The organism is Anaerolineales bacterium (assembly GCA_037382465.1).
Taxonomy (GTDB): Bacteria; Chloroflexota; Anaerolineae; order Anaerolineales; family E44-bin32; genus WVZH01.
In genome coordinates this window covers 23,541-46,333 of record JARRPX010000008.1, presented here as the reverse complement: position 1 = coordinate 46,333, position 22,793 = coordinate 23,541, and the positions used below count along the sequence as shown (strand labels likewise).

General features: G+C 56.3%; 16 protein-coding genes, 1 tRNA gene and 2 pseudogenes. 1 reads left to right on the top strand and 18 read right to left on the bottom strand.

Annotated features, from left to right (window positions below):
- Positions 1-116: 116 nt before the first annotated feature.
- The 7 genes and pseudogenes from P8Z34_03950 to recO all read right to left on the bottom strand — a co-directional run bounded on the left by P8Z34_03950 (position 117) and on the right by recO (position 8,851).
- A complete protein-coding gene (locus P8Z34_03950) occupies positions 117-599 on the bottom strand; it encodes an NADH-quinone oxidoreductase subunit B (GenBank protein MEJ2549817.1) in 483 nt (160 codons plus the stop codon).
- On the bottom strand, positions 590-946 hold the full coding sequence (locus P8Z34_03945; GenBank protein MEJ2549816.1) for an NADH-quinone oxidoreductase subunit A: 357 nt from the start codon (positions 944-946) through the stop codon (positions 590-592). Before P8Z34_03945 ends, P8Z34_03950 begins: the two co-directional genes overlap by 10 nt.
- Positions 947-1,391: 445 nt before the next feature.
- Positions 1,392-2,192 (bottom strand): annotated as a pseudogene (locus P8Z34_03940) (sigma-70 family RNA polymerase sigma factor).
- A gap of 480 nt (positions 2,193-2,672) precedes the next feature.
- Positions 2,673-2,963, bottom strand: a pseudogene (locus P8Z34_03935) (sigma-70 factor domain-containing protein).
- Positions 2,964-2,968: 5 nt separating this feature from the next.
- Positions 2,969-4,903, bottom strand: coding sequence for a DNA primase (gene dnaG / locus P8Z34_03930; GenBank protein MEJ2549815.1), 1,935 nt, complete (start codon positions 4,901-4,903; stop codon positions 2,969-2,971).
- A gap of 113 nt (positions 4,904-5,016) precedes the next feature.
- Complete coding sequence (gene glyS / locus P8Z34_03925; protein ID MEJ2549814.1) at positions 5,017-8,016, bottom strand: glycine--tRNA ligase subunit beta; 3,000 nt, start codon at positions 8,014-8,016, stop codon at positions 5,017-5,019.
- A gap of 13 nt (positions 8,017-8,029) precedes the next feature.
- Positions 8,030-8,851, bottom strand: a complete 822-nt coding sequence (gene recO / locus P8Z34_03920; protein MEJ2549813.1) for a DNA repair protein RecO — start codon at positions 8,849-8,851, stop codon at positions 8,030-8,032.
- An 89-nt stretch (positions 8,852-8,940) separates the two neighbouring features.
- On the opposite strand from recO, the gene P8Z34_03915 reads away from it, so the two are divergent.
- The gene (locus P8Z34_03915; GenBank protein ID MEJ2549812.1) at positions 8,941-10,539 is read left to right on the top strand and encodes a sulfatase-like hydrolase/transferase; all 1,599 of its coding nucleotides are present in this window, start codon (positions 8,941-8,943) and stop codon (positions 10,537-10,539) included.
- 98 nt (positions 10,540-10,637) lie between these two features.
- Here P8Z34_03915 and cdd read toward each other — a convergent pair whose 3' ends face one another.
- The 11 genes from cdd to P8Z34_03860 form a co-directional block, all read right to left on the bottom strand.
- On the bottom strand, positions 10,638-11,042 hold the full coding sequence (cdd, locus tag P8Z34_03910) for a cytidine deaminase (GenBank protein MEJ2549811.1): 405 nt from the start codon (positions 11,040-11,042) through the stop codon (positions 10,638-10,640).
- Positions 11,014-12,312 (bottom strand): hemolysin family protein, encoded by a 1,299-nt coding sequence (locus tag P8Z34_03905; protein MEJ2549810.1) that lies wholly within the window; start codon positions 12,310-12,312, stop codon positions 11,014-11,016. The genes cdd and P8Z34_03905 overlap by 29 nt, the downstream gene beginning before the upstream one ends.
- Before the next feature lies 1 nt (position 12,313).
- Entirely contained in the window at positions 12,314-13,666 is a 1,353-nt protein-coding gene (gene glmU / locus P8Z34_03900; protein ID MEJ2549809.1) for a bifunctional UDP-N-acetylglucosamine diphosphorylase/glucosamine-1-phosphate N-acetyltransferase GlmU, read from the bottom strand.
- A 183-nt stretch (positions 13,667-13,849) separates the two neighbouring features.
- Positions 13,850-13,920, bottom strand: a tRNA-Gln gene (locus P8Z34_03895).
- A gap of 96 nt (positions 13,921-14,016) precedes the next feature.
- Positions 14,017-15,087 (bottom strand): response regulator, encoded by a 1,071-nt coding sequence (locus tag P8Z34_03890; protein ID MEJ2549808.1) that lies wholly within the window; start codon positions 15,085-15,087, stop codon positions 14,017-14,019.
- Positions 15,088-15,241: 154 nt separating this feature from the next.
- The gene (locus tag P8Z34_03885; protein MEJ2549807.1) at positions 15,242-16,108 is read right to left on the bottom strand and encodes a hypothetical protein; all 867 of its coding nucleotides are present in this window, start codon (positions 16,106-16,108) and stop codon (positions 15,242-15,244) included.
- Positions 16,109-16,195: 87 nt separating this feature from the next.
- Positions 16,196-17,269: an ABC transporter permease gene (locus P8Z34_03880; protein ID MEJ2549806.1), complete on the bottom strand. Its 1,074-nt coding sequence runs from the start codon at positions 17,267-17,269 to the stop codon at positions 16,196-16,198.
- 54 nt (positions 17,270-17,323) lie between these two features.
- Positions 17,324-18,388, bottom strand: coding sequence for an ABC transporter permease (locus P8Z34_03875; GenBank protein MEJ2549805.1), 1,065 nt, complete (start codon positions 18,386-18,388; stop codon positions 17,324-17,326).
- A 70-nt stretch (positions 18,389-18,458) separates the two neighbouring features.
- Positions 18,459-20,411, bottom strand: coding sequence for an ABC transporter substrate-binding protein (locus P8Z34_03870; GenBank protein ID MEJ2549804.1), 1,953 nt, complete (start codon positions 20,409-20,411; stop codon positions 18,459-18,461).
- A gap of 136 nt (positions 20,412-20,547) precedes the next feature.
- A complete protein-coding gene (locus P8Z34_03865) occupies positions 20,548-21,549 on the bottom strand; it encodes a dipeptide ABC transporter ATP-binding protein (protein ID MEJ2549803.1) in 1,002 nt (333 codons plus the stop codon).
- Positions 21,550-21,575: 26 nt separating this feature from the next.
- Entirely contained in the window at positions 21,576-22,562 is a 987-nt protein-coding gene (locus tag P8Z34_03860) for an ABC transporter ATP-binding protein (protein ID MEJ2549802.1), read from the bottom strand.
- Positions 22,563-22,793 lie beyond the last annotated feature (231 nt).

Below are 22,793 nucleotides of genomic sequence, written 5' to 3'. Positions count from 1 at the left end.
AGCACCTTGTCTTTCAAGGCGTTCTGCAGAGTCTCAACGGCTCGATTGAGTACATCCATGCGCTTCCCTCAGGCAGACCGGAACATCCGGCGTCAAACAATGCGGATGATTTTGCGTCAGGACCAGGTCTTGACGTCTTCGCTTTTTACCTTCTCATAGAGTGTGAGAATACCGTGGATCAACCCCTCGGGTCTTGGCGGGCAGCCGGCGACGTAGATGTCGACCGGTACGATCTCGTCCACGCCGGGAATGATGGCATAGTTGTTGAAAACGCCCCCACACGAGCAGCAATCGCCCATGGCCAAAACCCATTTGGGATCCGGCATCTGATCGTACAATCTGCGCAGTACAGGCCCCATTTTACGCGAAACGCGCCCGGCGACGATCATCAAGTCACTCTGGCGCGGGCTGGCACGCATCAATTCCATTCCGAAGCGGCTCATGTCGAAATCCGAAGCTTGTGCCGCCATCATTTCGATCGCGCAGCACGCCAGGCCGAACAGCATCGGCCACATGGCGCGCGTGCGGCTCCAGTTCACCACTTGTTCCAGCGTAGTGGTGACCACGCCCATGCTTCCCAGTTTGCTCTCTAATCCCACTCCAGAGCTCCCTTCTTCCATGCGTACGCAAAACCAACGATCAAGATACCGATGAATACAAACATTTCGACCAGCCCGAAAACATCGAGCTCACGCAGGACGGACGCCCAGGGCAGGAGAAAAATGATTTCTACATCGAAGAGGATGAAAAGCACCGCCACCAGGTAAAAATGGACCGGCATGCGCCGTCTGCCCGGGCCGATGGGATTCATGCCGGATTCGTAAGGTTCGGATTTTACTTCGGTTTGTGTGTGTGGGCCAAAAATCGCGCCGAGGATCACCACGAGTAAAGCAAGAGCAGTTGCGAGGACGACCAATATTGCGATGGGGAGATATTCACTGGGCATCCGTACCTCGGCGTGTGTGAGATGGTTACATTAGTTAATTATATACCAAACCGGCCGTTTCTAAATGTGAATTTTATCACAAAAGATGCGGGACTTCACCAATTCCCAATTACTGCGTGGGGCGCGTAACCCGTAGTCGAAGGAAGCTTCGATTTCACTCACCACTTCACGGCCCGTTCTGCTCAGGACGAAAACCCTTCGCCGCTGACGGATTTGTGGCCGTCGCCAGTATTTGGTGGATATGTATCGACCAGTACTCAGACTAGATTACACCCTGGGATACACGATCTACAAGTACGAGGTATCCAATTGAGAAGTGAGTATTGGCAGATAAATATCTGCCGGTTACCGGTTGCGGATGAATATCCGCAGCCGACGCAAAAAGCACCAGCCCCCTGCCGCCAGGCAGATGGGCTGGTGTTTGTAGAGACAATGTAAAGATAGCTCAGGAAAGATAATCGCGCAAATGCCGGCTGCGCGTCGGATGGCGCAGCTTGCGCAGCGCTTTGGCCTCGATCTGGCGGATGCGCTCGCGCGTGACCTTGAAGTGTTTGCCTACTTCTTCCAGGGTGTAATCCTTGCCGTCTCGCAACCCGAAGCGCATCTCCAACACCTGGCGTTCCCGTTCGGTGAGCACCGACAGGGCGCTCTGCACCTGCTCCTTCAACAAACCCAGCGCCGCCGCGTCCACCGGCTCGGGCATGGTCTCGTCTTCGATGAAATCGCCCAACTGGCTGGATTCCTCATCGCCGACCGGCCGTTCGAGCGACATGGGCTCCTGGGCAATGCGGATGATGCCGCGCACCTTGGCGGCGGCGCGGTGCCACTTCCTGGCCAGGGTCGCGTCCAACGGCTCATCTTCCGCGCGCGCTCGGATGGCTTCGATCTCCTCCGGCTCGAGCAGTTCCATTTCGAGGGCCAACTCTTCGGAGGTCGGCTCACGCCCCAGGTCCTGCGTGAGACGCAGCTTCACGCGCATCATGCGGTTGATGGTTTCGACCATGTGCACGGGGATGCGGATAGTGCGCGCCTGATCCGCGATGGCGCGGCTGATGGCCTGGCGAATCCACCAGGTAGCGTAGGTGCTGAATTTATATCCTTTGGCAGGGTCGAATTTCTCGACCGCTCGCAGCAAACCAATGTTGCCTTCCTGAATCAGATCCAGAAAGGCGATACCGCGGCCCATGTACCGCTTGGCCACGCTGACCACCAGACGCAAATTGGCGCGGATCAATGCCGCCTTGGCTTCCCCGGCCAATTCCATGACCTGCCATTCGTCATGATTCATACTCTCGATGTTTTTCAGCCAACGCTTGAACGTGCGTGCCGTGGGCATCTTCTTGCCCTCGCTGAAACGTTTCGCCAGGCGCTCCTGGATATCCGCCGGCAGCATGTACAAGGCCATGAAGACTTCGATCGCATTGTGCGCCACCTGCTCCCAGGCGGGATCGGTTCCCCACAGTTCATTGTTAAGCCAATTGCGCAGGTAGGATTCACTCAGTCCCTCCCACGGTCCGCGCAATTTGCGCGCTTCCTCCAGGATCTTGGGAAATTCCGGCTCCGAGGAATCCAAACGCTCTGCATCCTCAACAACCCGTTTCCAGGCCGTGCGCATGTCGTCGATTATGTTGAGTTGGACCGCAATTGCGGAGTCGTTGGTATTCTTGCGCGAAGCTCTACCCGTGCGCAGTACTTCCAACCGGCGCGCGGCGTTCATGCGCACGGCGAGCCACAACTCCTCATCGGAAGACAACAGCTCGACGCGTCCGATCTCTTTCAGATACAGACGTACAGGGTCGTCGCCCAGTTCGACCGAGATGGGAGACGGACTGATCTCGACGATGTCATCGCCCTGGCCTTCTCCCCCGGAGCCCTCCTTCGGAATGTCCGGTTCCACATCTATGGATTGACCACCGACGACGTCGACGGCATCATTGGGATCCGTTTCCACGTCATCTTCGGAATCGAATGACTCGTCTATGTTTTCTTCCTCTTCTGATTTCTTCGCTTCGCTCATATCGATCACCGTCCTTGGGTCATGAGCATGGATTGTGAAGCGCCTCGTTGTTGTGTCATCGCGCGGTCGAGACGGTCTTTCTGCGTGGCGATATCCTGCACGACTCGGGTGTAGTGCCACAAATCCTTTTCCACTTCATCCTGGTCTTCCGCCTCCTGCATCGTCTGGAGTTGAAAGCGAAGTTGGCTGAGTTGCTCTTCAAGATTCCGTTTTCGCAGCCGCAAGAAATGGGCAACGACGGCTTCCAGGACGTTTGCCCGAGACATGTCGAGGTCCGCAACACCGGAAACATATTCTTCGGCTTTTTCGGAAATGGACGGCTCCAACGACTTTCGCCAATGCTGCGCAGGTTCCATATCATCTTGCGTCAGTGCATTACGCAGGGCTTCGAAGATCACTCGACTTTCAGAGCTGGAGAAATCCTGAGCATCGAGCCGGGTCAGCTCTATCATCTGCAGTTGACGATCGACACGATACAGCAGTTCCGGGTCGTTCAGGAGAATCCCCAGGCAAAAACCTTCCAACGGTGAATCCCGCCGCACGTCCGGCAGTGGCTGCGCAAGCTCTGCCCGCGACGGCGCCGCGCGGCCTCCACGCCGGGATATCTGTGGCTGCCAACGCAGCAGCGCGCGTTCATCGACTCGCAATTGCCGCGCGAGCATCTGCCGATAGGCCTCCCGCTCGACAGGATCGGCGACGTCCTCGATCAAGGGCAGCACCTGACGGGCGATTTCTGCTTTCGCCTTCGGGTCGTCCACATCACGATCCTGCGTCATCACATCGAGCACGTACTCCACCACGGTCTGCGCCTGATCCAACATCCCGCGCCAGGCGTCGGCATCACCGGCCACGACCTCATCCGGATCGACGCCCTCCGGGAGTGTGAGTACCCGTATTTCGGCATCCAGGCGGCCTTCGTGCCGCACCAATCCACGCGCGTCGAACACCGGATCGGGCTCTCGATCGAGCGCCTCGCGCGCAACCGAAAGGCCGCGCAGCGTGGCCTGACTCCCGGCGAGATCCGCATCCATGGCCAACACGATGCGCCGGCTGTAACGCTTGAGCGTGCGCAGTTGATACTCCGATACCGCTGTCCCCATCGGCGATACCGCGTTTTCGAAACCGGCTTGATGCAGCCCGATGACGTCCATGTAGCCTTCGACGATCACCGCTTGATCCTGCATGCGGATCGCCTTGCGCGCTTTGTCCAGGCCGTACAACAAACGCCCTTTATCGAACAACACGGTCTGAGGTGAATTCAGGTATTTGGGCACGTCGTCGGGATCGATTACCCTCGCACCGAATCCCACCATTCTCCCCCGCGAGTCACGGATGGGGATCATGATCCGGTTGCGAAAGCGGTCGAAAATGCCCCCGCTTTCCCGCTCGGATACCACGCCGGCATCCACCAGTTCTTGATCTTCGTACCCCTTTTCCTTTAAATAAGCGACGCAGTTTTCCCATCCTGCAGGCGCCATGCCGATTTCGAATCGCTCCAGGGTCTCCCGCTTCAAGCCGCGATCCAGTAAATACTGCAGGACCTTCTCGCCTTCCACAGTTCCGTTGAGCGTATGCCGAAAGAAGACGGCGGTGGATTCCAAAATCGTGCGCAGTTGTTCGTGGGCTTCTTCCGCTTCCTGCTGCGCCGGCGATTGGGGTTGGAGCTCGACGCCCGCACGCTCGGCAAGGTAGCGCAGCGTCTCTGCGAAATCCCAGCCTTCCTTCTTCATTAAAAAGCTGAAAACGTCTCCGCCTTCGTTGCACGCGCCAAAACAGCGCCATGTACCGCTGTCGGCGAAAACGGCAAACGCCGGCGTCCGGGTGTTGGCATGGAACGGGCAAAATCCCATGTAGTTCTTACCCGATTTACGGAGTTTAACGGTCTCCCCGATCACATCGAGAATGTCGATACGCTCTTTGACTTCATCGATTACAGACATCGTACTCCGTCGCTTGGTTATTCCTGCAGAAAGGGATGGGCGGGAATTATAGCGTCTGACTCGCTTTCGAGCAAATCCGTATATATGTATTCTATCCGGACCGTTGAGGAGTGCTAGAAACCTTCGAGTTTGGAGAGGTCCAGAACGCCGTCGGCCAATGCCACGATGCGCTGCAGCAATCCGAGGCGGTTGCGGCGCAATTCGTCGTCCTCGGCCATGACCAGTACCTCATCGAAGAATGTGGTGATCGACGGGATCAGCGGAATGAAGGTTTCGAAGAAATCGCCGACAGATCCTGGTTCCCGAGACGTCTTCTCGGCCTTCTCAAGCTGCTCATACAATCCTTTCTCCGCCGGTTCCATGAGGTTCGTCGGTTCAAGCGGATAGATCGCCGCCTCGCCGCGTGTTATGCGAACGCAGCGCGCATACGCTTGCAGAATCTCGTCCCAATCCTTTCGCTGACGGTAAGGCCTGAGTTCTTCGAGCGCGGCGACCGCACCCGCAGGGTTTTGCCCCTGTGCGGTCAGGACCGCTTCGACGGCGTCATACGCATCCCCATCGTTGAGAAGCAGCGTCTGCAATCTGGCAACGATAAACGCCAGGCAGTCCGGGATGTGTGCTTTCGGTTCCGCCAACGGTAGTCCGTCGGCGGCCATCTCCAGCGCCTCGGTCAAGTCGAAATGGATGCACTTCGAAATCAACAGTTGTACCAGCCCGATCGCAGTTCTGCGCATGGCGAAGGGATCGCTGGCGCCGCTGGGTTGAATCCCCGCCGCAAACAATCCCATCAGACTATCGAGGCGATCGGCCAAACCGACTACATAACCGGGATCGGATTCGGGCATCCGGTCGCCCTGGAAACGGGGCAGATAATGCTCGCGGATCGCCTGGGCTACTTCCGGCGGCTCACCGCCGCGCAGCGCATACACCCGTCCCATTTCGCCTTGCAAGGAGGTCATTTCGATCACCATCAAGGTCGCCAGGTCGGCTTTTGCGAGATGGGCCGCCCGGGTTGCAGCTTTACGCGCCCGTGCGCTCAGGTTCAATTTATCTGCGAGCATTTCCGTGAGGTGTTCGATCCGCCTGGTTTTATCCAGCATCGAGCCAAGATCGGCTTGAAACGTCAACGTCGACAGCCGGGGAAGATAGTCTTCCAGCGGCCGCTCCAGATCACGACGGAAGAAATAATCCGCATCGGCAAAACGGGCGCGAATCACCTGCTCGTTTCCCCGGGTGACGACTTCGAGGTGTTCTTCGCTGCCGTTACGGACGGCGATGAAATAGGGCAGAAGCTCTCCATCCTTCTCGACCGGAAAATAGCGTTGGTGCTTCCTCATCACAGATATCAACACCGACGTGGGCAGTTCTAAAAACTTCTTGGCAAACTCCCCCCGCAGCGCGGTGGGTTTTTCTACCAGGTTGGCGACTTCACCCAGCAGATCCGCATCCGTCTGGAGAGTACCTTCCACCTGTTTCGCCAATCGCGTCGCCTGCTCGAGGATTTCATCGGCACGCGCTGCGCCATCCAGGATGATTCCGTGCGAGTCGAGCGTTTTGAAATAGGTTTTCGCATCTTTAACCGAAACTTGCGCCGGATCATCGAAACGCATGGTGCGCGTCTCGCGGCCGCTGGTCAAACCGGCGTACTCGAACGGCACGCGATGGTCTCCGTGCAGGGCAAGCAGCCAGCGGATGGGCCGTGAGAAGGCGACGCCGCTTTGATTCCAGCGCATCGATTTTTCAAAACGCAGCCCCGCGATCGTCGCCGGTAGGGTTTCGGTCAACACTTCATCCGCCGACACTCCTGCCTCGCGCACTTCCACCACTACGTAGCGGCCGCCATCGATTTCCTGCACATCGAGGTCCTCCACGGCCACGTTTTTACTGCGTGCGAACCCTTCTGCGACCTTGGTTGGTTCACCCTGTTCATCGAAGGCACGTTCTGCCGGGGGTCCCTTCACCAACGATACCCGGTCGGCCTGGCTGGGCGCCAACTTGCTCACGTGTACAACCAGACGCCGCGGGGTACCACTGACTTCCACAGCCTCATGCGCGAGACGCTGTTCTTCGAGCATCCGCGGCATGGATGTATTCAATTGATCGATGGCGCTGTCCAGATCTTCCGGCGGCAGCTCCTCGGTTCCGATTTCCAGGATAAAGTCCGCCGGCGAATCGGGCGCAGGGCTGCCGTCCTTCGAGCCATCCAATTGTGGCCACGAAACGCTCCAGCGGTCTCGCAGGGGGAAGCCCAATGCTTCCCGCCGTTCGACGTATGCGTCCGCCACCTGACGGGACAGTTCCCGCATGCGGCCGAACAGTGCGGCGCGCTCCGTCACCCCGATGGCGCCGCGCGCGTCCAGTAAATTGAAGGTGTGCGAGCATTTCAAGATGTAATCGTGCGCCGGGAAGACCATCCCTTTCGCCAAACAGGCTTCCGCCTCGGATTCATATTCGTCGTACAGCAGCCGCAGGCGTTCAACGTCCGCGGCTTCGAAGTTGTAGCGGCTGTGCTCCTGCTCGGCGGTAAGATTGAGTTCACCATAGGTGACCCGGTCGTTCCACTGGATCTCGACGAAATTGTCCACGTCTTGCAGCGCCAGCACGATGCGTTCGAGACCATAGGTGATTTCCACCGAAACCGGATCCAACGTCTGTCCGCCAGCCTGTTGGAAATAGGTGTATTGCGTGATCTCCTGGCCGTCCAGCCACACTTCCCAACCCAACCCCCAGGCGCCGAGCGCGGGTGAAATCCAATTGTCTTCAACAAAGCGGATGTCGTGTTCTTCCGGCTTGATGCCCAGGGCGACGAGAGATTGGAGGTAGCGCTCGATGGGATCGCCGGGATCCGGCTTCAAGATCACCTGAAACTGGTAGTAGTGCTGCCAACGGTTGGGATTTTCGCCGTAACGGCCGTCCGCCGGTCGGATCGACGGCTCGACGTAGGCCACCCACCACGATTCCGGGCCGAGCACTCGCAGGAATGTGGCCGGGTTCATCGTTCCCGCCCCGACTTCGGTGTGGTAGGGCTGCCAGATGACACAGCCTTGATTCGCCCAAAACTCCTGCAGCCGTAGGATTACGTTTTGCAGAGTCGGGCCTGATTTATCGTCCAAATTCGGTTCCTCGCTATTCTGTGATGGTGTCGGGTTCCGGTTGATCTCGAATCGTGCGCCGCACGCGTCGTATGAATGCCGGACTGTTGAGCTTTCGCTCCAGGACGAAAGACAGATAATCTTCCATCAATGATTCGATCTCCCGATACGTTTTCGCCCGAATGCGAACCGTGGAAGCGGAGGCGAACGTATTGCGCTGGTAATGCCGCAGGACCTTCAAAGCCGCCAGGGAAATCGGCCGGGCCCGCTCCCTGCCGGGTCCGCAAACCGGACATAAGATCCCGCCGGACGAAAAGGAAAAGTACTGATCCTCCGGTTTTACCTCCAACTCGCATTCCACGCAGCGAAAAAGCTCGGGTTTGTATCCCGTGAGGTCGAGCAGGCGAAGTTCGTAGAAACGCAGTACGGCATCCGGGTCTGCACCGGCTTCCAAACGCTCCAATGTGTTCACCAAAAGCCGATAGAGCGAGCGATTGCGGTCACGTTCTACGGTGAAACGATCCAGCAATTCCACGACGTATGCCGCCTGGCTCAATAGAACCAGATCCTGCCGCAGATGCGGGAACAATTCGATCGCCTCCGCCTGGGTGATGATGTCGAGTTCGCGGCCCTTGGCCAGCATCAGTGCCACCTGGGTGAACGGTTCGAGGTGACCGGCTTTTCGAGATTGCGGCCGCCGGATTCCCTTGGCGATCGCCTTGATCTTGCCGTGATCGAACGAGTACAGAGTCAGCAAACGATCGGCTTCGCCAAGATTCTGGCGCCGCACGACGACTGCTTCCGTCCGATAAACACGATCTCGCGCTGACATGGTGCGATTATACCAGCGCCCCATCTATACGTGGAATTCCTGCACCATTGGGGTACAATCCCCTATTGATCGAACTCAATCCTAAGGAAGGTGGTATCAAGGGTCTCAATCCGATGAAACGCAATCTCGTTCTCCATCCCTTCTTGTTTGCCGGTTATCCCATCCTTGCACTTCTGGCTTACAACATCGAGTGGGCGGTGCCGCAGGACGCACTCCGCTCGCTCGTCGTCACCTTGCTCGCCGCGCTGCTTCTGCTGCTCGTCGCCCGCTGGCTGACGAAAGATTGGCTGAAGGCCGGCTTGATCGTAACCGCCGCCGTCCTCCTGTTTTTCTCCTACGGCCACATCTACGAACTGCTGAAAAAATCGGAACACCTGGCGGCGATCGGACGACACCGCTACATGATTCCCACGTGGGCTCTGCTCTTCATCCTCGCCACCTTTTTCGTCGTGCGCAGCCGGTCGAATCTGCGGTCCCTGAACAATGCCCTCAACATCACCTCGATCGCCGCGCTCATCTTGCCCATCTTCACCATCGTGCAGTACCAGATCGAATCGGCCTCGGGTCGTGCGACGGCAGACACGATCCACACGCGCCCGGTGATTCAACTTCAACTTCCCCCCGGAGAAGAAGCGCCCGACGTGTATTACATCATCCTGGACGCCTACGGGCGTGCGGACATCATTCAAGAAATATTCAACTACGACAATACCCCTTTCCTCGATGAACTCCGCGAGCGCGGTTTCTACATCGGCGACTACAGCCGCCCGAATTACGCTCAAACGAGCCTCTCTATCACATCCTCCACCAACATGGAATACATCCAGGACATGATCCCGGATCTCGACCCGAAGGACAAGAGCCGCGACGTGCTGTGGAGTCTGTTGAAGCACAGCAGGGTCCGCACGGCTCTCGAAGCCATCGGCTATAAGACCGTGGCATTCCCCACCGGACTTGCCGGCACCGACCTCCAAGATGCGGACGTCTATTACAGCGCGGGCACGATGGACGAGATCGTCAGCTTGAGCGCCGTGACTCCCTTCGAAAGCATGCTGGTCTACAACTCCGCAGGGAGAATCATCACCGACGGTTTGATCGTCCTGCCCAGCTTCATCAAGGAACTGCGCTACCCCTATGAGGTGCGCCGGGCGCGCACGTTGAACGCCTTCGAACACCTGATGGATGTTCCCGATCTCGAAGGACCGCATTTCGTCTTCGCCCACATCATCGCGCCTCATCCCCCGTTCGTTTTCGATCGCAACGGAAATCCGGTGACACCCAATGCGCCGTTCTCCCTTGGTTTCGGCTACGGTGACTACAGGCCGGAGGAATTGCAGAGTTGGATCGATGGTTATCGCGAGCAGTTGATGTTCGTCAACGATCGCATGATCCAGGTCATCGACGCCATTCTCGCCAAGTCCGAAACGCCGCCCATCATCGTCATTCAAGGCGACCATGGGCCGAAGGCCGAAACGGACATCCTGCCCTACACACACGAACGCCTTTCCATTTTCAACGCATACTATCTGCCGGACGGGGGTGAGGAAGCGCTGTATCCGACCATCACACCAGTCAATTCGTTCCGCGTGATCTTCGATACCTACTTCGGCGCATCACTCGAACTTCTGCCGGATCGGGTTTTCTACTCGCAGTACAGCAAGCCCTATTCGTTTTTCGAAGTCACAGACGAGGTGTACGATTATTACCGGTAGGCGGTCAGGCCATGCGCGAGGACATGCGCAGGTGTGAGACAATACCCTTCGACGAAGGCAGCGACCCTACTACGCAATCCTGAATTCGTTGTTTACAGTTATTTGAAATCGTCCGGTCCAAAAGCCCGAGGCAGGAGTTCCTCGAGTCCGAGTTCGGCATTCAGCAGTCCCTCGCTATCCACGACAATCACCCGCATATCCAGACCGAACTCGGACAGCGCCTGCCGGCACGAACCACAGGGGAAACCTCCGTTCTCCGTTGCGACTGCGATGGCCGCGAACTGGCGCTCCCCCTCGGACACTGCGTTGAAGAGGGCCACCCGCTCGGCGCACATGCTCGTTGGATAGGCTGCGTTTTCCACGTTTGCTCCGCGGTAGACTTTGCCCGAAACGGTCAACAGCGCGGCCCCCACGGCATAACCCGAATAGGGCGCATACGCACCACGCCGAGCCTCGATCGCTTCTCGAATCAATTCACTCCGCTGCGTTTTTGTGATCGTCATGTTCCGTCTCCGGTATGCGTGGTTTCAACCGGCGGGCGCGAATTTTACGAATTCGCCGACCGCTCACCTCTTCCACAACGAGCCGTAATCCACCGGCCTCTACGACTTCCCCTTTCACCGGCACTTTCCCCAGGCGGCTGTAGATGAATCCACCGAGCGTTTCGCTCGTCTCCTTGGGCAACTGTGCTTCCGTCATCAAGTTGACGTCATCGAGATCGATGCGGCCGCTGAAGAGGAATTCACCTTCCTGCAGCTTCTGGAAAGGCAGCTCCTCCGCATAATCGTATTCGTCGCGAATTTCCCCGACGATTTCCTCGACCAGATCCTCGATGGTCACCAAACCTGCGGTTCCGCCGTATTCATCCACCACGATGGCCATATGCACCTGCTTGACCTGCATTTCCGTGAGCAGATCATCCACACGCTTGGCCTCCGGCACGAAATAAGCTTCCCGGCAGAGATTGCGGACGGTCTCATGCTGACCGCCCTCCTTCCACGCCGCGAGGATGTCCTTCGCATACAGCAATCCGACGATGTTATCGATGGTTTCCGCAAACACGGGCGCGCGGGAGAAGCCGGTGCGCAGCAACGATTCGGTGGCTTCGACGAGCGAGGTCTCGCGCTCGAAGGCCAACATGTCGATCCTGGGCACCATCACCTCGCGGACCAGGGTGTCGGCGAGCTGGAAGATCGAATAGATCATCGCCTTTTCTTCTTCTTCGATGACCCCGTCCTCTTCCCCTGCATCCACCAGCGTCATGATTTCCTCTTCGGTAACCAACGGATAGGAGCGCTCTTCGGCATGCCCGTTGATTTGCATGGCGAAGCGCGACAACAACCAACTCAGCGGTGACATGATGATGCGAACGGCGTAAGCGACGGCGCTCAAGCGTACCGCCCAGCGCTCCGGATTTCGCAAAGCCAGGTTGTCGACCAGAAATTCCAACAACCCCATCAGTATCCCCACACCGAGCAGGATGCTGCCGATGGAAATTAAAGGTGTCAGGCCTCGATCGTGCAGCGGAAGGCTATAGACGACCAAAGCGACGCCAATTACCGCCAGGCGGCTGATGTTTAGCGCGATGGCAAAAGTAAGAATGAGCCGTCTGGCTTCTTCCGCAACGCGCACGGCGAGTGCGGCTCGTCGAACGCCGTTCTCCACCAACGCTCTGAGTTTGGCGTGATGGCTGTTGACGAATGAGGCGCGAACCAGGGCAATGAGCGCCTCGGAAAGAAGAAGTGCAACAAAAACCAACGTACCCACGAGCATGTTATTCCCCTTTATCCGGCTTTCGCACGACGCGTGCAGGAACCCCGACAGCCACTGCGCCGTCGGGAACGTCCCGCGTCACCACCGATCCGGCGCCCGTACGGGCCTTCGCACCGATCTTCACCGGCGCTACCAACATTGTATCGCTGCCGATGAAAGCTTCGGCGCCGATTTCCGTCGGGTGTTTTCGTTCGCCGTCGTAATTGCATGTGATCGTTCCCGCACCGATATTCGTACTCTCTCCGACCATCGTGTCCCCGACATACGAGAAATGTCCCATCTTCACACCCGCCTTCAGGGTACTGTTCTTGACCTCGCCGAAATTCCCCATGTGAACGCCGCGGCACAGCCGGGCGCCGCTGCGTAAATGAGCGAAAGGTCCAACATCCACGTCATCTTCCAGCACGGCGCCTTCCAGCACCGAGGCGGTCACCTCGCAGCCGTTGCCGATGGCAGTGTCGCGCAAGATCGTGTTCGGTCCCAGACGGCAGCGGCTGCCGACCACCGTTTTTCCCTGCAGATGCGTGTTGGGTAAAATGAGCGTATCATTCCCAATTTCTACATCCGGGCCGATGTATGCAGTTTGCGGATCGACAAGCGTCACCCCCGCGAGCATCCAGCGTCGATTGATCCTGGTGCGCAGCGCCGCCTCTGCCTCCGCCAGATGCAGGCGGTTGTTGATCCCGATGACCTCACTCAGATCCCCCACCTCCGCACTGCCCACTGGCTGCCCTGCTTTTGCCGCCAGCATCACCAGGTCTGTGAGATAGTATTCTCCCTTCGGAGAAAGCGGCAATTCGGAGAGCTGATCCCACAACCATTCTGCTCGGGCTGCGTACGCGCCCACATTCAACTCTTCGATCGCAAGCTGCTCCGGCGTGGCGTGCGCCGCTTCGATAACGCCCAGGATTCGGTCATCAGCCGAACGCAGTATTCGTCCAAAACCGCGAGCTTGCGGGGTTTTAGCGCTTAGAATCGAAAGTGGTCCACTGTTGCCTTCCTGGACGGAAATCAACCGTTTCAACGTATCCGCTTCGATTAAAGGCAGGTCCGCATTGACGATCAAGACGAGATCCGCCTTCTTGTTCAGCGCATCGCGCGCCTGCAATGTGGCATGGCCGGTGCCCAATCGTTTCTCCTGCACAACGTAGCGCACATCCGCCGCCATCTGGTTTCGTATCTCGTCGGCATCCGGACCGACGACCACAATCGGAGCGTTCTGCGTGGCCTCCCGACAGGAATCCACGACCCAGGTGAGGATTGGACGTTCTCCCAGCGTATGCAGCACTTTGGGCGTATCCGATTTCATGCGCGTGCCCAAACCTGCAGCCAAGATTACGGCATCACAAATCATGACCACCTCCTCGATGACCGGTCGGATTGCAGTAGATGTTGAATGAGGACGGCAAACATCCGCGCTGCTTACCAGGAAGATGACTTCTTCCACTCGAGGCTCGTTGCCTGAGATGCGGGTAGGGTTTACAGGATGGAGGTTTATCGTCTTGCACAGGGGTTAAGTCTTTTTTCACAATCTGAGATGGGGCGCCAGGACTCGAACCTGGATCCACGGATTCAAAGTCCGGTGTGCTGCCATTGCACCACGCCCCAAAGTTTGACCGTTCGGCCTAAGCGCTGCAAATTGTAACACACGCTTCCGATGTCCAACACCCCAAACGGCGCAGTCCCACGGGATGGCACGGACGATCACTCGATCGTTTCGGGGTCGTTCGTCATCAAACCGCGTTCGCGAGCCTCACGAAAGGTCAAAATGTCCTCATCTTCCACTTCGTACTCGGAGGTGTCGTCCGCCATTTTGCGCCAATAACTCTCCGCATCATCTTTCAAGGCTTCATCCGATTTGACCTTCAGCTTGGATCCCGTCCAATCCTGGCTGTCGTGTTCGATGCCGGGGTGCGTTTCATCGACTTTGAATTCCTTCCACTCGAGTGCGTGCTGCACGCTCGCGGACTGCCGTTTTGAAGCTGCCGGACCGCCCGGAGTAAAGTGTTCCAGCAATGCCGCGGCGGCCCGCTTGCCATAATGCACGATCGCACCCATCTTGACGGTTTCCTGCCCGCTGCGCAGGATGATGACGAGAGCATGGGCGGTTCCCACGCTGGCGAGATAGAGATCGTGCGTGTCGCCGTCGAAATATTGGATGCTCCCCGGAAAACTCGATCCCAACAGCGCCGAGGTCTTCTGGCCTGCATTGAAGGCACCGCTGATCGACAGCAACGTCGTTTCAAGATCGGGCACGTCGTTCTCCCCGGCCTGCGCGATGATTTCCCCATGCGCGTCGATCAACAAGGTCAAATCTGCGCTGAGCGTATGGAGAACCTGGTTGAGGATATTCTCGACCTCGGACTTTCCTTTTTGAAGTCCCATCGAATCTTCCTCCCCCGCGAAACTCTCCAGCGCCCGATCCACGGCTTCGAGGAAGAAACTGGTCCCAATCGGCTTTTGGAAGAAGGCGACGACACCCAGTTCTTCCGCCCGTGATTTGAGTTCATTCGCCGGCTGCCCGGTGATGACGATGCTGCGAGCGTTGGGATGTAGTTGCCTGTAGCGCTGTAACAAATCGATTCCAGATATCCCCGGCAAGCGCAGGTCCGTGATGAGCAAATGGATCGGGCCTCGTGTCAACTCGATGAGCGCTTCCTCACCGGAGTTGACGTCGATCACCGAGCATGCCCGGCCCGACAGCTCGAGACTCGAGCGCAGCATGCGTACGACCTCATGCTGGTCATCGACGATGAGGATCCGAGGGGTTTTCATGGTCCTCATTCTAGCACATGCTTGACGGCGGACAATATTGCACTTTTTTCCCAAGCAAAGCCAGGCCGTCAGGTGGATGTCGAATCGAGGAAGATGGATGGCCGCTCACGCACCGGCTTGAAAAGCATCCTCAGGAGCAAATCAAATTTTACCGCTATTCTATACGTCGGCAATATCCGGGTTGATCATCCAGCACCGCACATTTCACCCAAACCCCGTCGAAATCAATTAACACATCGATCGATACCAGCGTGACGTCGTAACCACCCAGAATGAGCCGCCGAGGGCGCTGAATTAAATCCGTGATCGACCCCAATGCGGAAACGTGCATCTCAAGCGCCTCTTCATGTTCGATGGGGATCCCTTCATGATCCAGTTTGAATTGAACCAACTCGTCCATTACGATGACCGGAGAACGCAAGGGTTGATTGACGACGCTATCAGCCAACGAGCCAGCAAGAACAAATAAACCTGCCCAAACCACGATTGGCATCCAGCGTTCGAAAAACTTCCCGGCCTTACTGCTGATATCCACCAGGGAGGGCAAGAACGGACCGGCGATCAAGAAAATGCCCGCGCTGCCAACGATCGCAAAAATCGTACGCGTGCGCGCCCCTTCATGAAATGGATAGGCGATGAGACGGGACAAATCCGGGTCGAATCGATTCAGCAGCATTGTCGCGCCTTCAAACGGAATGTGCCCCACTAGCAATCCGAAGGCAACACCGGTGAACAACCATACCACCACACTGACCTGGCCGCGATCTTTAATCACCGTGAATAAGCTTGCAGCCCCACCTATAATTACACAAATCCAGGTTCCCAGGCCCAATTTCAACCAAGGGTATATCGCGTGCGATTGAGAAAGGTCGAACCCATCGACTCCCCAGGCGGCGCATGAATAGGCCAGCGCGCCGATGATGCCAAAAAACAGCCCGTAACGCAGCCTTCGAAACCGATATGCATCCTGGCGAGAAGGATCGGGCTTATATAGGCCTTCGTATTCGTCTCTTGATTCCACCGCTCAATATACTCCCAAGACAATCGGACAACCGTGTATCTGAAAACAATGGTTGTCCGATCGATATTCTGGGTTGTGATGGGTTTATTATGTCGTGCCGCGTAAGCGCGGATCGAAGAGATCGCGTACGGCATCACCGATGAGATTCCACGCCAGGACAAAGAACACGATCGCCAAAGCGGGATAGACTACCACGAACCAGTAGTCCGCCAAATCGGTGATCCAATCTCTGGCAAAGGAGATGATTTGGCCCCAGTCGGCGTATCCCACTTCGGTGCCGACGCCGAGGAAACTCAAGGCTGCGAAGCTGAGCACGTAGGTGCCAACGTCCATGGAAGCGACGACCAGCGTTGGGAAAATGGCGTTGGGCAAAATGTGACGGAACAAAATACGCCGATCGCCTGCGCCAACGACCCGCGCAGCCATGACGTAGTCGCGCTCTTTCACTGAAAGGATGTCGCCGCGCACCAGGCGCGCATAACCCATCCAACCAAATGCGATCAAGGCAACAATGGCCGGAAAAATACTGCGTCCCATTTTGGGCGTGAGAATCGTCGACAGGGTAAGCGCGGCCAAAAAGAAGGGGAAGGACATGAAGATATCCGTAATGCGCATGATTACGTTGTCGATTCTTCCGCCGTAATATGCCGAAATAGAACCGGTCAGAATACCAATGACGACGACTGCTATCGTAACCGTAAGGCCGGCCTTGAACGCCGTACGCGTTCCCCAAATGATGCCGTAATAGATGTCCCACTGTCCGCTCGTCGTTCCGAGCAAGTGAATCCATTCCTCTTTGCCGGTTATTGGCTCATACCAAAACGGCACCGGTGGCGGACGGCTTTCCCAAACCGTTCCGGGTTCCTGCGGCGTAGGGTGAAACCCATCCCGGGGAATGCGATACGCAGTCGCCGCTTTACGGGGAGGCGCGAGTACCGGAGCGGCGACGGCGATAAAGATGAAAATCGCCAGAATGAGAAAACCCGCAATCGATAGAGGATTGGTGACCAATCCCTTCAATATCCGGTAAGGCTCAGGTCCCAATGCGCGCTCAAGACGACTTATCTTTCGTTCTGGAAGTCCATCCAGAGTCACTTCCAGCAATTGTTTACGGCGTTCTATTTTCTTCAACTCATCCTTGTTGATCTTCTGGTTTTCCATGAACCCTTTCCTTATAGCAATACCCTCGATCCAGATATTGAAAAGTAAGATGTCTTATGAAAGCCGTACACGTGGGTCAACAACGGCATACAGCACGTCGACGACCAGATTGGCGACGATCAAAATCAAGCCGTTGAAGAGCGTGAGACCGAGGATGCCCACCACATCCAGATTCAAAGCCGCGCGTGCCGCCGCCCGCCCGATACCGGGGTAATTGAAAATGGTCTCGGTGATCACGACGCCGTTCAATAAAGCCACGATGGTGAAGCCAGCGATCGTAACCACGGGGATCAAGGCGTTAGGCAGTGCATGACGAAAGATGACAACCGACTCCTTCAAGCCCTTGGAGCGTGCCGTCGTTACGTACTCCTGGCGAAGAGCCTCCAACATCGAGGAACGAGTCACGCGTAACATCAAAGCCCAGTTGAGATAGGACAAGGTTATGACGGGCAGGATCATATGACGGATAACGTCGATGAAGATATCGAAGCGGCCGTTCAAGAGCGAGTCGAGGCTGAGTATATGTGTATAGGTACGGAACTCCCCCGACAAGATGACCTGATTGGCCCAATCAGATACCCGTCCTGGCGGGAACCACCCCAATCCGGCGTAAAAAATCATTAATACGACGAGTGCGAAGACAAATGTAGGAAAAGACCAGCCTAATATGCTGAAAACCCGCGCAAACTGGTCGATTAAACGGTTATGATTGATAGCGGCAAGAACACCTAATAAGACGCCGATCAACACGATGGGCAGCACACTCCAGATTGCCAGGTCGAGTGTGTTCGGGAGTCGCGCTTTGATGATGTCCATCACGGGCTGGGAAGCAGAACGTGCGTAACCTAAATCCCCTCGCAGCAAACCACCTTCGTATTCTCCCGTTTCCGGATCTTTATTGCCCACCAGCCAGATATAGTACTGAACGTAAATCGGCTTATCCAGGCCGTACTTCCGGATAATGCCTTCAACCTGGCGTTCGTTCCTGGGAATATTCTGAACCCAAAGCGCGCTCCGCTCTGTCGGGGTCAGAAAAGAGAGCATCCCAAAGATCAAAATCGTCGTCCCGATCAACAACAACGGAAGAAGTAAAACCCGTCTCAGGATATATGTCGACATGTCACCTCCTGCGAAAGGAGAACCTGCAGGGGATAATATCCCCTGCAGGTAGATTGAACCAACTACTCGATCAGTGAGCCACGTCCCAAACGAAGAATACGTCAGCGCGATAGGTCGTCGGATGACCGTAATAAACGATCAGCGGTTGATCTTCAGCGCCTGCCACATCTTCACAGACGTGAACTTGCTGGGCAGAATCCCACGGACATACTGTCGCCGCGTACGGTGTGACCTGATCGACGAACTCGCGAGGCACGTAAACCAGATCGGCATCGCCGGCTTTCGCCATGGCGAAGCGTGTGCCCCACTCGTCTACTTCCGCCCAAACCGCGCGCTCGAGGGCCGGTGCGTCACCCCAGTAACCATCGAACCTGGTTACGACGACTTCCACGCCCGGTTCCCAGTGATCGAGCATGTAGGGGCCGGTCCCGTTGACGACGTCGCGGATCGGTGAGGTTGCCGAGTCGATACCGTAGTAATCCTGCCAGGTTGCACAATCACCATCCCAGGTCCCGTTTTCGATAGCCCAGTCTTTATCGAGGATGGATCCCCAGCTCTGTGCCAGTGTGGCCAGGAAGGGAGCCCATGGCTGCGACAATGTCATGGTGACGGTGCCCGCAGCATCATCGGATTCGATCTGACCCGTGATCTGTTCACAAGCCGCCATCAGGGCAGCGGAGTCCGCAGCCTGAAGATCTTCCGGCGCATCATCCAGCGCGCCAGAGGGATCCACCAGTTCGGCGATGTCGTAGACACCGGTGCCGAAGAACGGCTCAGTGAATAGCCACTGCGGTGACCAGGTTCCACCCTGGAGGATGCCGCGCTCGAAGGTGTATTCCACGTCGGAGGCCGTCAGGTCCTGGCCTTCGTGGAACTTCACACCGTCGCGGATCTTGAAGGTGTAGGTCATGCCGTCGTCGGAGATGCTGTACTCTTCCGCCAAGAGCGGCACGAAGGTGGTCGCCGACTTGCCATCGTAGGTCACCAACTGCTCGTAGGTGTTGAGGATCACGTTGTCACCGAAGTTCTCGTAGTTCCAAGCCGGGTCCAGCGTGTCCACATCACCGATCGTTGCGTAGGTGATGGTCGTCGGGTCAGCTGCAGCAGAGGTCTTCGAGAGCGATTTCCAACGGGCAGCAAGATCCTGGATTGGGTTGTAGTAATATCCTTCAACCCACTTCTGCATCCAGGCTCGTCCGGTGGGAACCACCAGGCGGATGGCAATTGCCTGGTCGTAATCGATCTGGTTCAGCTCGTGGTAAGCCTCTGCACGCGCCGCATCCGTTGTGGCGGAAACGCCCTTGGTGACCAACTCTTTGAGCTGCGCCAGCAGATCTTCCGGCAGATTCTGGCGGCTGGCATACGTGCCCACCAAGAATGGCTGCGCCCAGTTGTGCGGGTCGTGAAGGTCTTCCTGCCAGCCCGAGATGTTCACGGGGATACGGCTGTTGCGGTAGTTCTCCAGGAATGACGGCCACGGAAGTCCGATGATCTCGACGATGTAGCGCTCGTCGACTTCACTCAGATTGGCCTGCAGAATCTCGGCCGCCGTCTGGCGTTCCATGTTACCCGTGTTGTAGGCGATCTGCATGCGGAAGCCGTTCTCCGCCACCGCGCCGTCCCAAGCCAGGGAGAGCTCTTCGGCACACTTATCAAGATCGTAAGTGTAGTGCGGGCCGTCCGGCTCATAGCCAACCATGCCGGGGATCAGATAGCCGACGTTCTGAATGGCTTCACCGGCCCAGGCATCTCGGATGAACGTATCCCAGTCAAAGCAGTAATTGAAACCTTTGCGCACGTGTACATCCGAGAAGAAATCGGGTGGGATGCCGTTCCCGTCAAGCTTGCAGCTTCCCAGGAAGGGGTTGTCGCAGGGCTCTTCGCCCGGCTTGGGAGTGGCCGTCACAACAACGACCTCACCACCGACTATTACGGTCTCAACTGCTTGCTTGGCACATCCTGCTACGAACACACTAAGCGCAGCAAGCAAGACTAAAGTCCAAAAAAGGTGCTTTCTCGACATTTTCTCCTCCTTCAGAGTTCGTTATGAGGAACAACATGTTACGAGTGTTAATTTGTACGGATACTCCTAAACCTGCAGTCATTCCTATCACCCCGATACCATCACCTCCTTTCGATCTCTACGATCGGGGTTGTGCCTATGCCAAATGACAGGCAACCCAGTGGTCAGGTTCTAATTGTCTGAGTAGAGGTTCTTCCTCAGAGCAGATTTTTTCAGCAATCGGGCAACGTGTATGAAAGCGGCAACCGGATGGAGGCGAAACAGGGCTGGGCACATCACCGGAGAGAATGATCCTGGAACGAGTCTCCTCGATAACTGGATCCGGGATGGGTACAGCCGACAACAAGGCTTGCGTATAGGGATGCAGTGGATTTGAGTACAAGTCCTTACCTTTGGCAATTTCCACCAACTTCCCCAGATACATCACAGCAACACGGTTGGCAATATGCCGAACCATACTCAAGTCGTGGGCAATGAAGAGGTAGGTAAAGCTGAACTTGTCTTGAAGGTCTTCAAGCAGATTGACCACCTGTGCCTGGACTGACACGTCCAAAGCGGAAATCGGTTCGTCGGCGACCACAAATTCAGGGCTGAGCGCCAATGCCCGAGCGACTCCGATGCGTTGTCTTTGCCCGCCGGAGAACTCATGTGGGTAACGCACCGAGAAACGCGGATTCAACCCCACAAGTTCAAGCAATTCCGCCACTTTTTCGTTGCGTTCACTCGAAGTCATAGGTGTATGAATGAGCAGCGGCTCGCCGATCAGCTCGCCTACCGTCATGCGCGGGTTGAGGGACGCATAGGGGTCCTGGAAAATCATCTGCATGTGGGGTCGAAAGCTGCGAATTTCATTGCGAGATAATGCGGTTACTTCCACATCTCCGAAGAAGACTTTCCCCTCCGTGGGCTCGTACAAGCGCAGCATGGTGCGGCCGGTGGTAGATTTTCCACACCCACTTTCGCCCACCAATCCCAACGTCTCTCCGCGGCGAATCTCGAACGAGATGCCGTCAACGGCCTGCACTGCGCCGACCTGACGGCGGAATAAGCCTCGCTCGATTGGGAAGTACTTCTTCAAGTTCTCGACTCGGATGATGACTTCGTTGCTTTTCTTCGCTGTATTCGAATTTGCCTTCACTCGTCGATTCTCCCAAACGTCCCGGATTACAAATCGTCTTTGGTAACGTCAAACCAGCAAGCGATCTCGTGGTTTTCACCGACCGAACGCATACCGGGATTTTCCTGCCAACATTTGTCCTGCACGAAGGGGCAGCGTGGAGCAAAAGGACAGAAATCCGGTTCCTCAAACAAATCGGGAGGCCGTCCTTCGATATTCTCCAGACGATCCTCCCGCTGTTCATCAATCCTGGGTAAAGACCGCAGCAGTGAAATCGTATATGGATGACGTGGGTTGCCGTACGTATCCTTTACGGACGCTCTTTCGACCGGATAGCCGGCATACATCACCACAACGCGATCCACCAGGCGAGCCACTACACCCAGATCGTGGGTGATCCAGATGATTGCCATGCCCAATTTGTCTTGGAGCTGGTTGACCAGATCCACAATCTGGGCTTGGATGGTCACATCGAGCGCCGTTGTGGGCTCATCTGCGATGAGAATCTTGGGGTTGCACGACAGCGCCATGGCGATCATCGCCCGCTGGCGCATGCCGCCTGAAAATTGATGCGGATATTCCGTGATTCGCTCCGCAGGGTTGGGAATGCCCACCATTTGAAGCAGTTCGATGATCCGATCGCGTGCATCACGCTTTGACATCCCCATGTGTTCGAGCATCGGCTCGGCCAACTGGTGCTCGATGGTCATCACAGGATTGAGCGACGTCATCGGGTCTTGGAAGATCATCCCGATTTCCTTCCCCCGCACTTGTCGCAATTCATCGATTGGGAGTTGCAGTAAGTCCCTGCCCAGGAAGATGGCTTCGCCCTGTTCAATTTTACCTGGCGGATTGGGAATCAACCGCAAAATGGAAAGCACAGAAACACTCTTTCCACACCCGCTCTCTCCAACAATTCCGAGCGTTTCCCCCTCATCTAAGTTGAACGACATTCCGTTGACAGCGTGAACCACACCCTCGGGTGTGTAAAATCGGGTCACTAGATCTTTGACTTCGAGGAGTTTATTTGCCAATGTGACCTCTTCCTGAATATTTTCTGGCTATGTCCGTTTCCTGTTGCATCCTGTAACTGGGAACATGGGTTTTTAATGAAGCAAACCTTTGAAATTATTATATCGGTTTTCAAAGCGCATTCAAACGATATCTTCGAATAGTAACTTCTCTCTTTTGGAAGTGTTGTACAGGTCTTAAGAACGTTTGTTATTTTACCATGCAATCTGTAATTCGTTGATATTTGTCATACA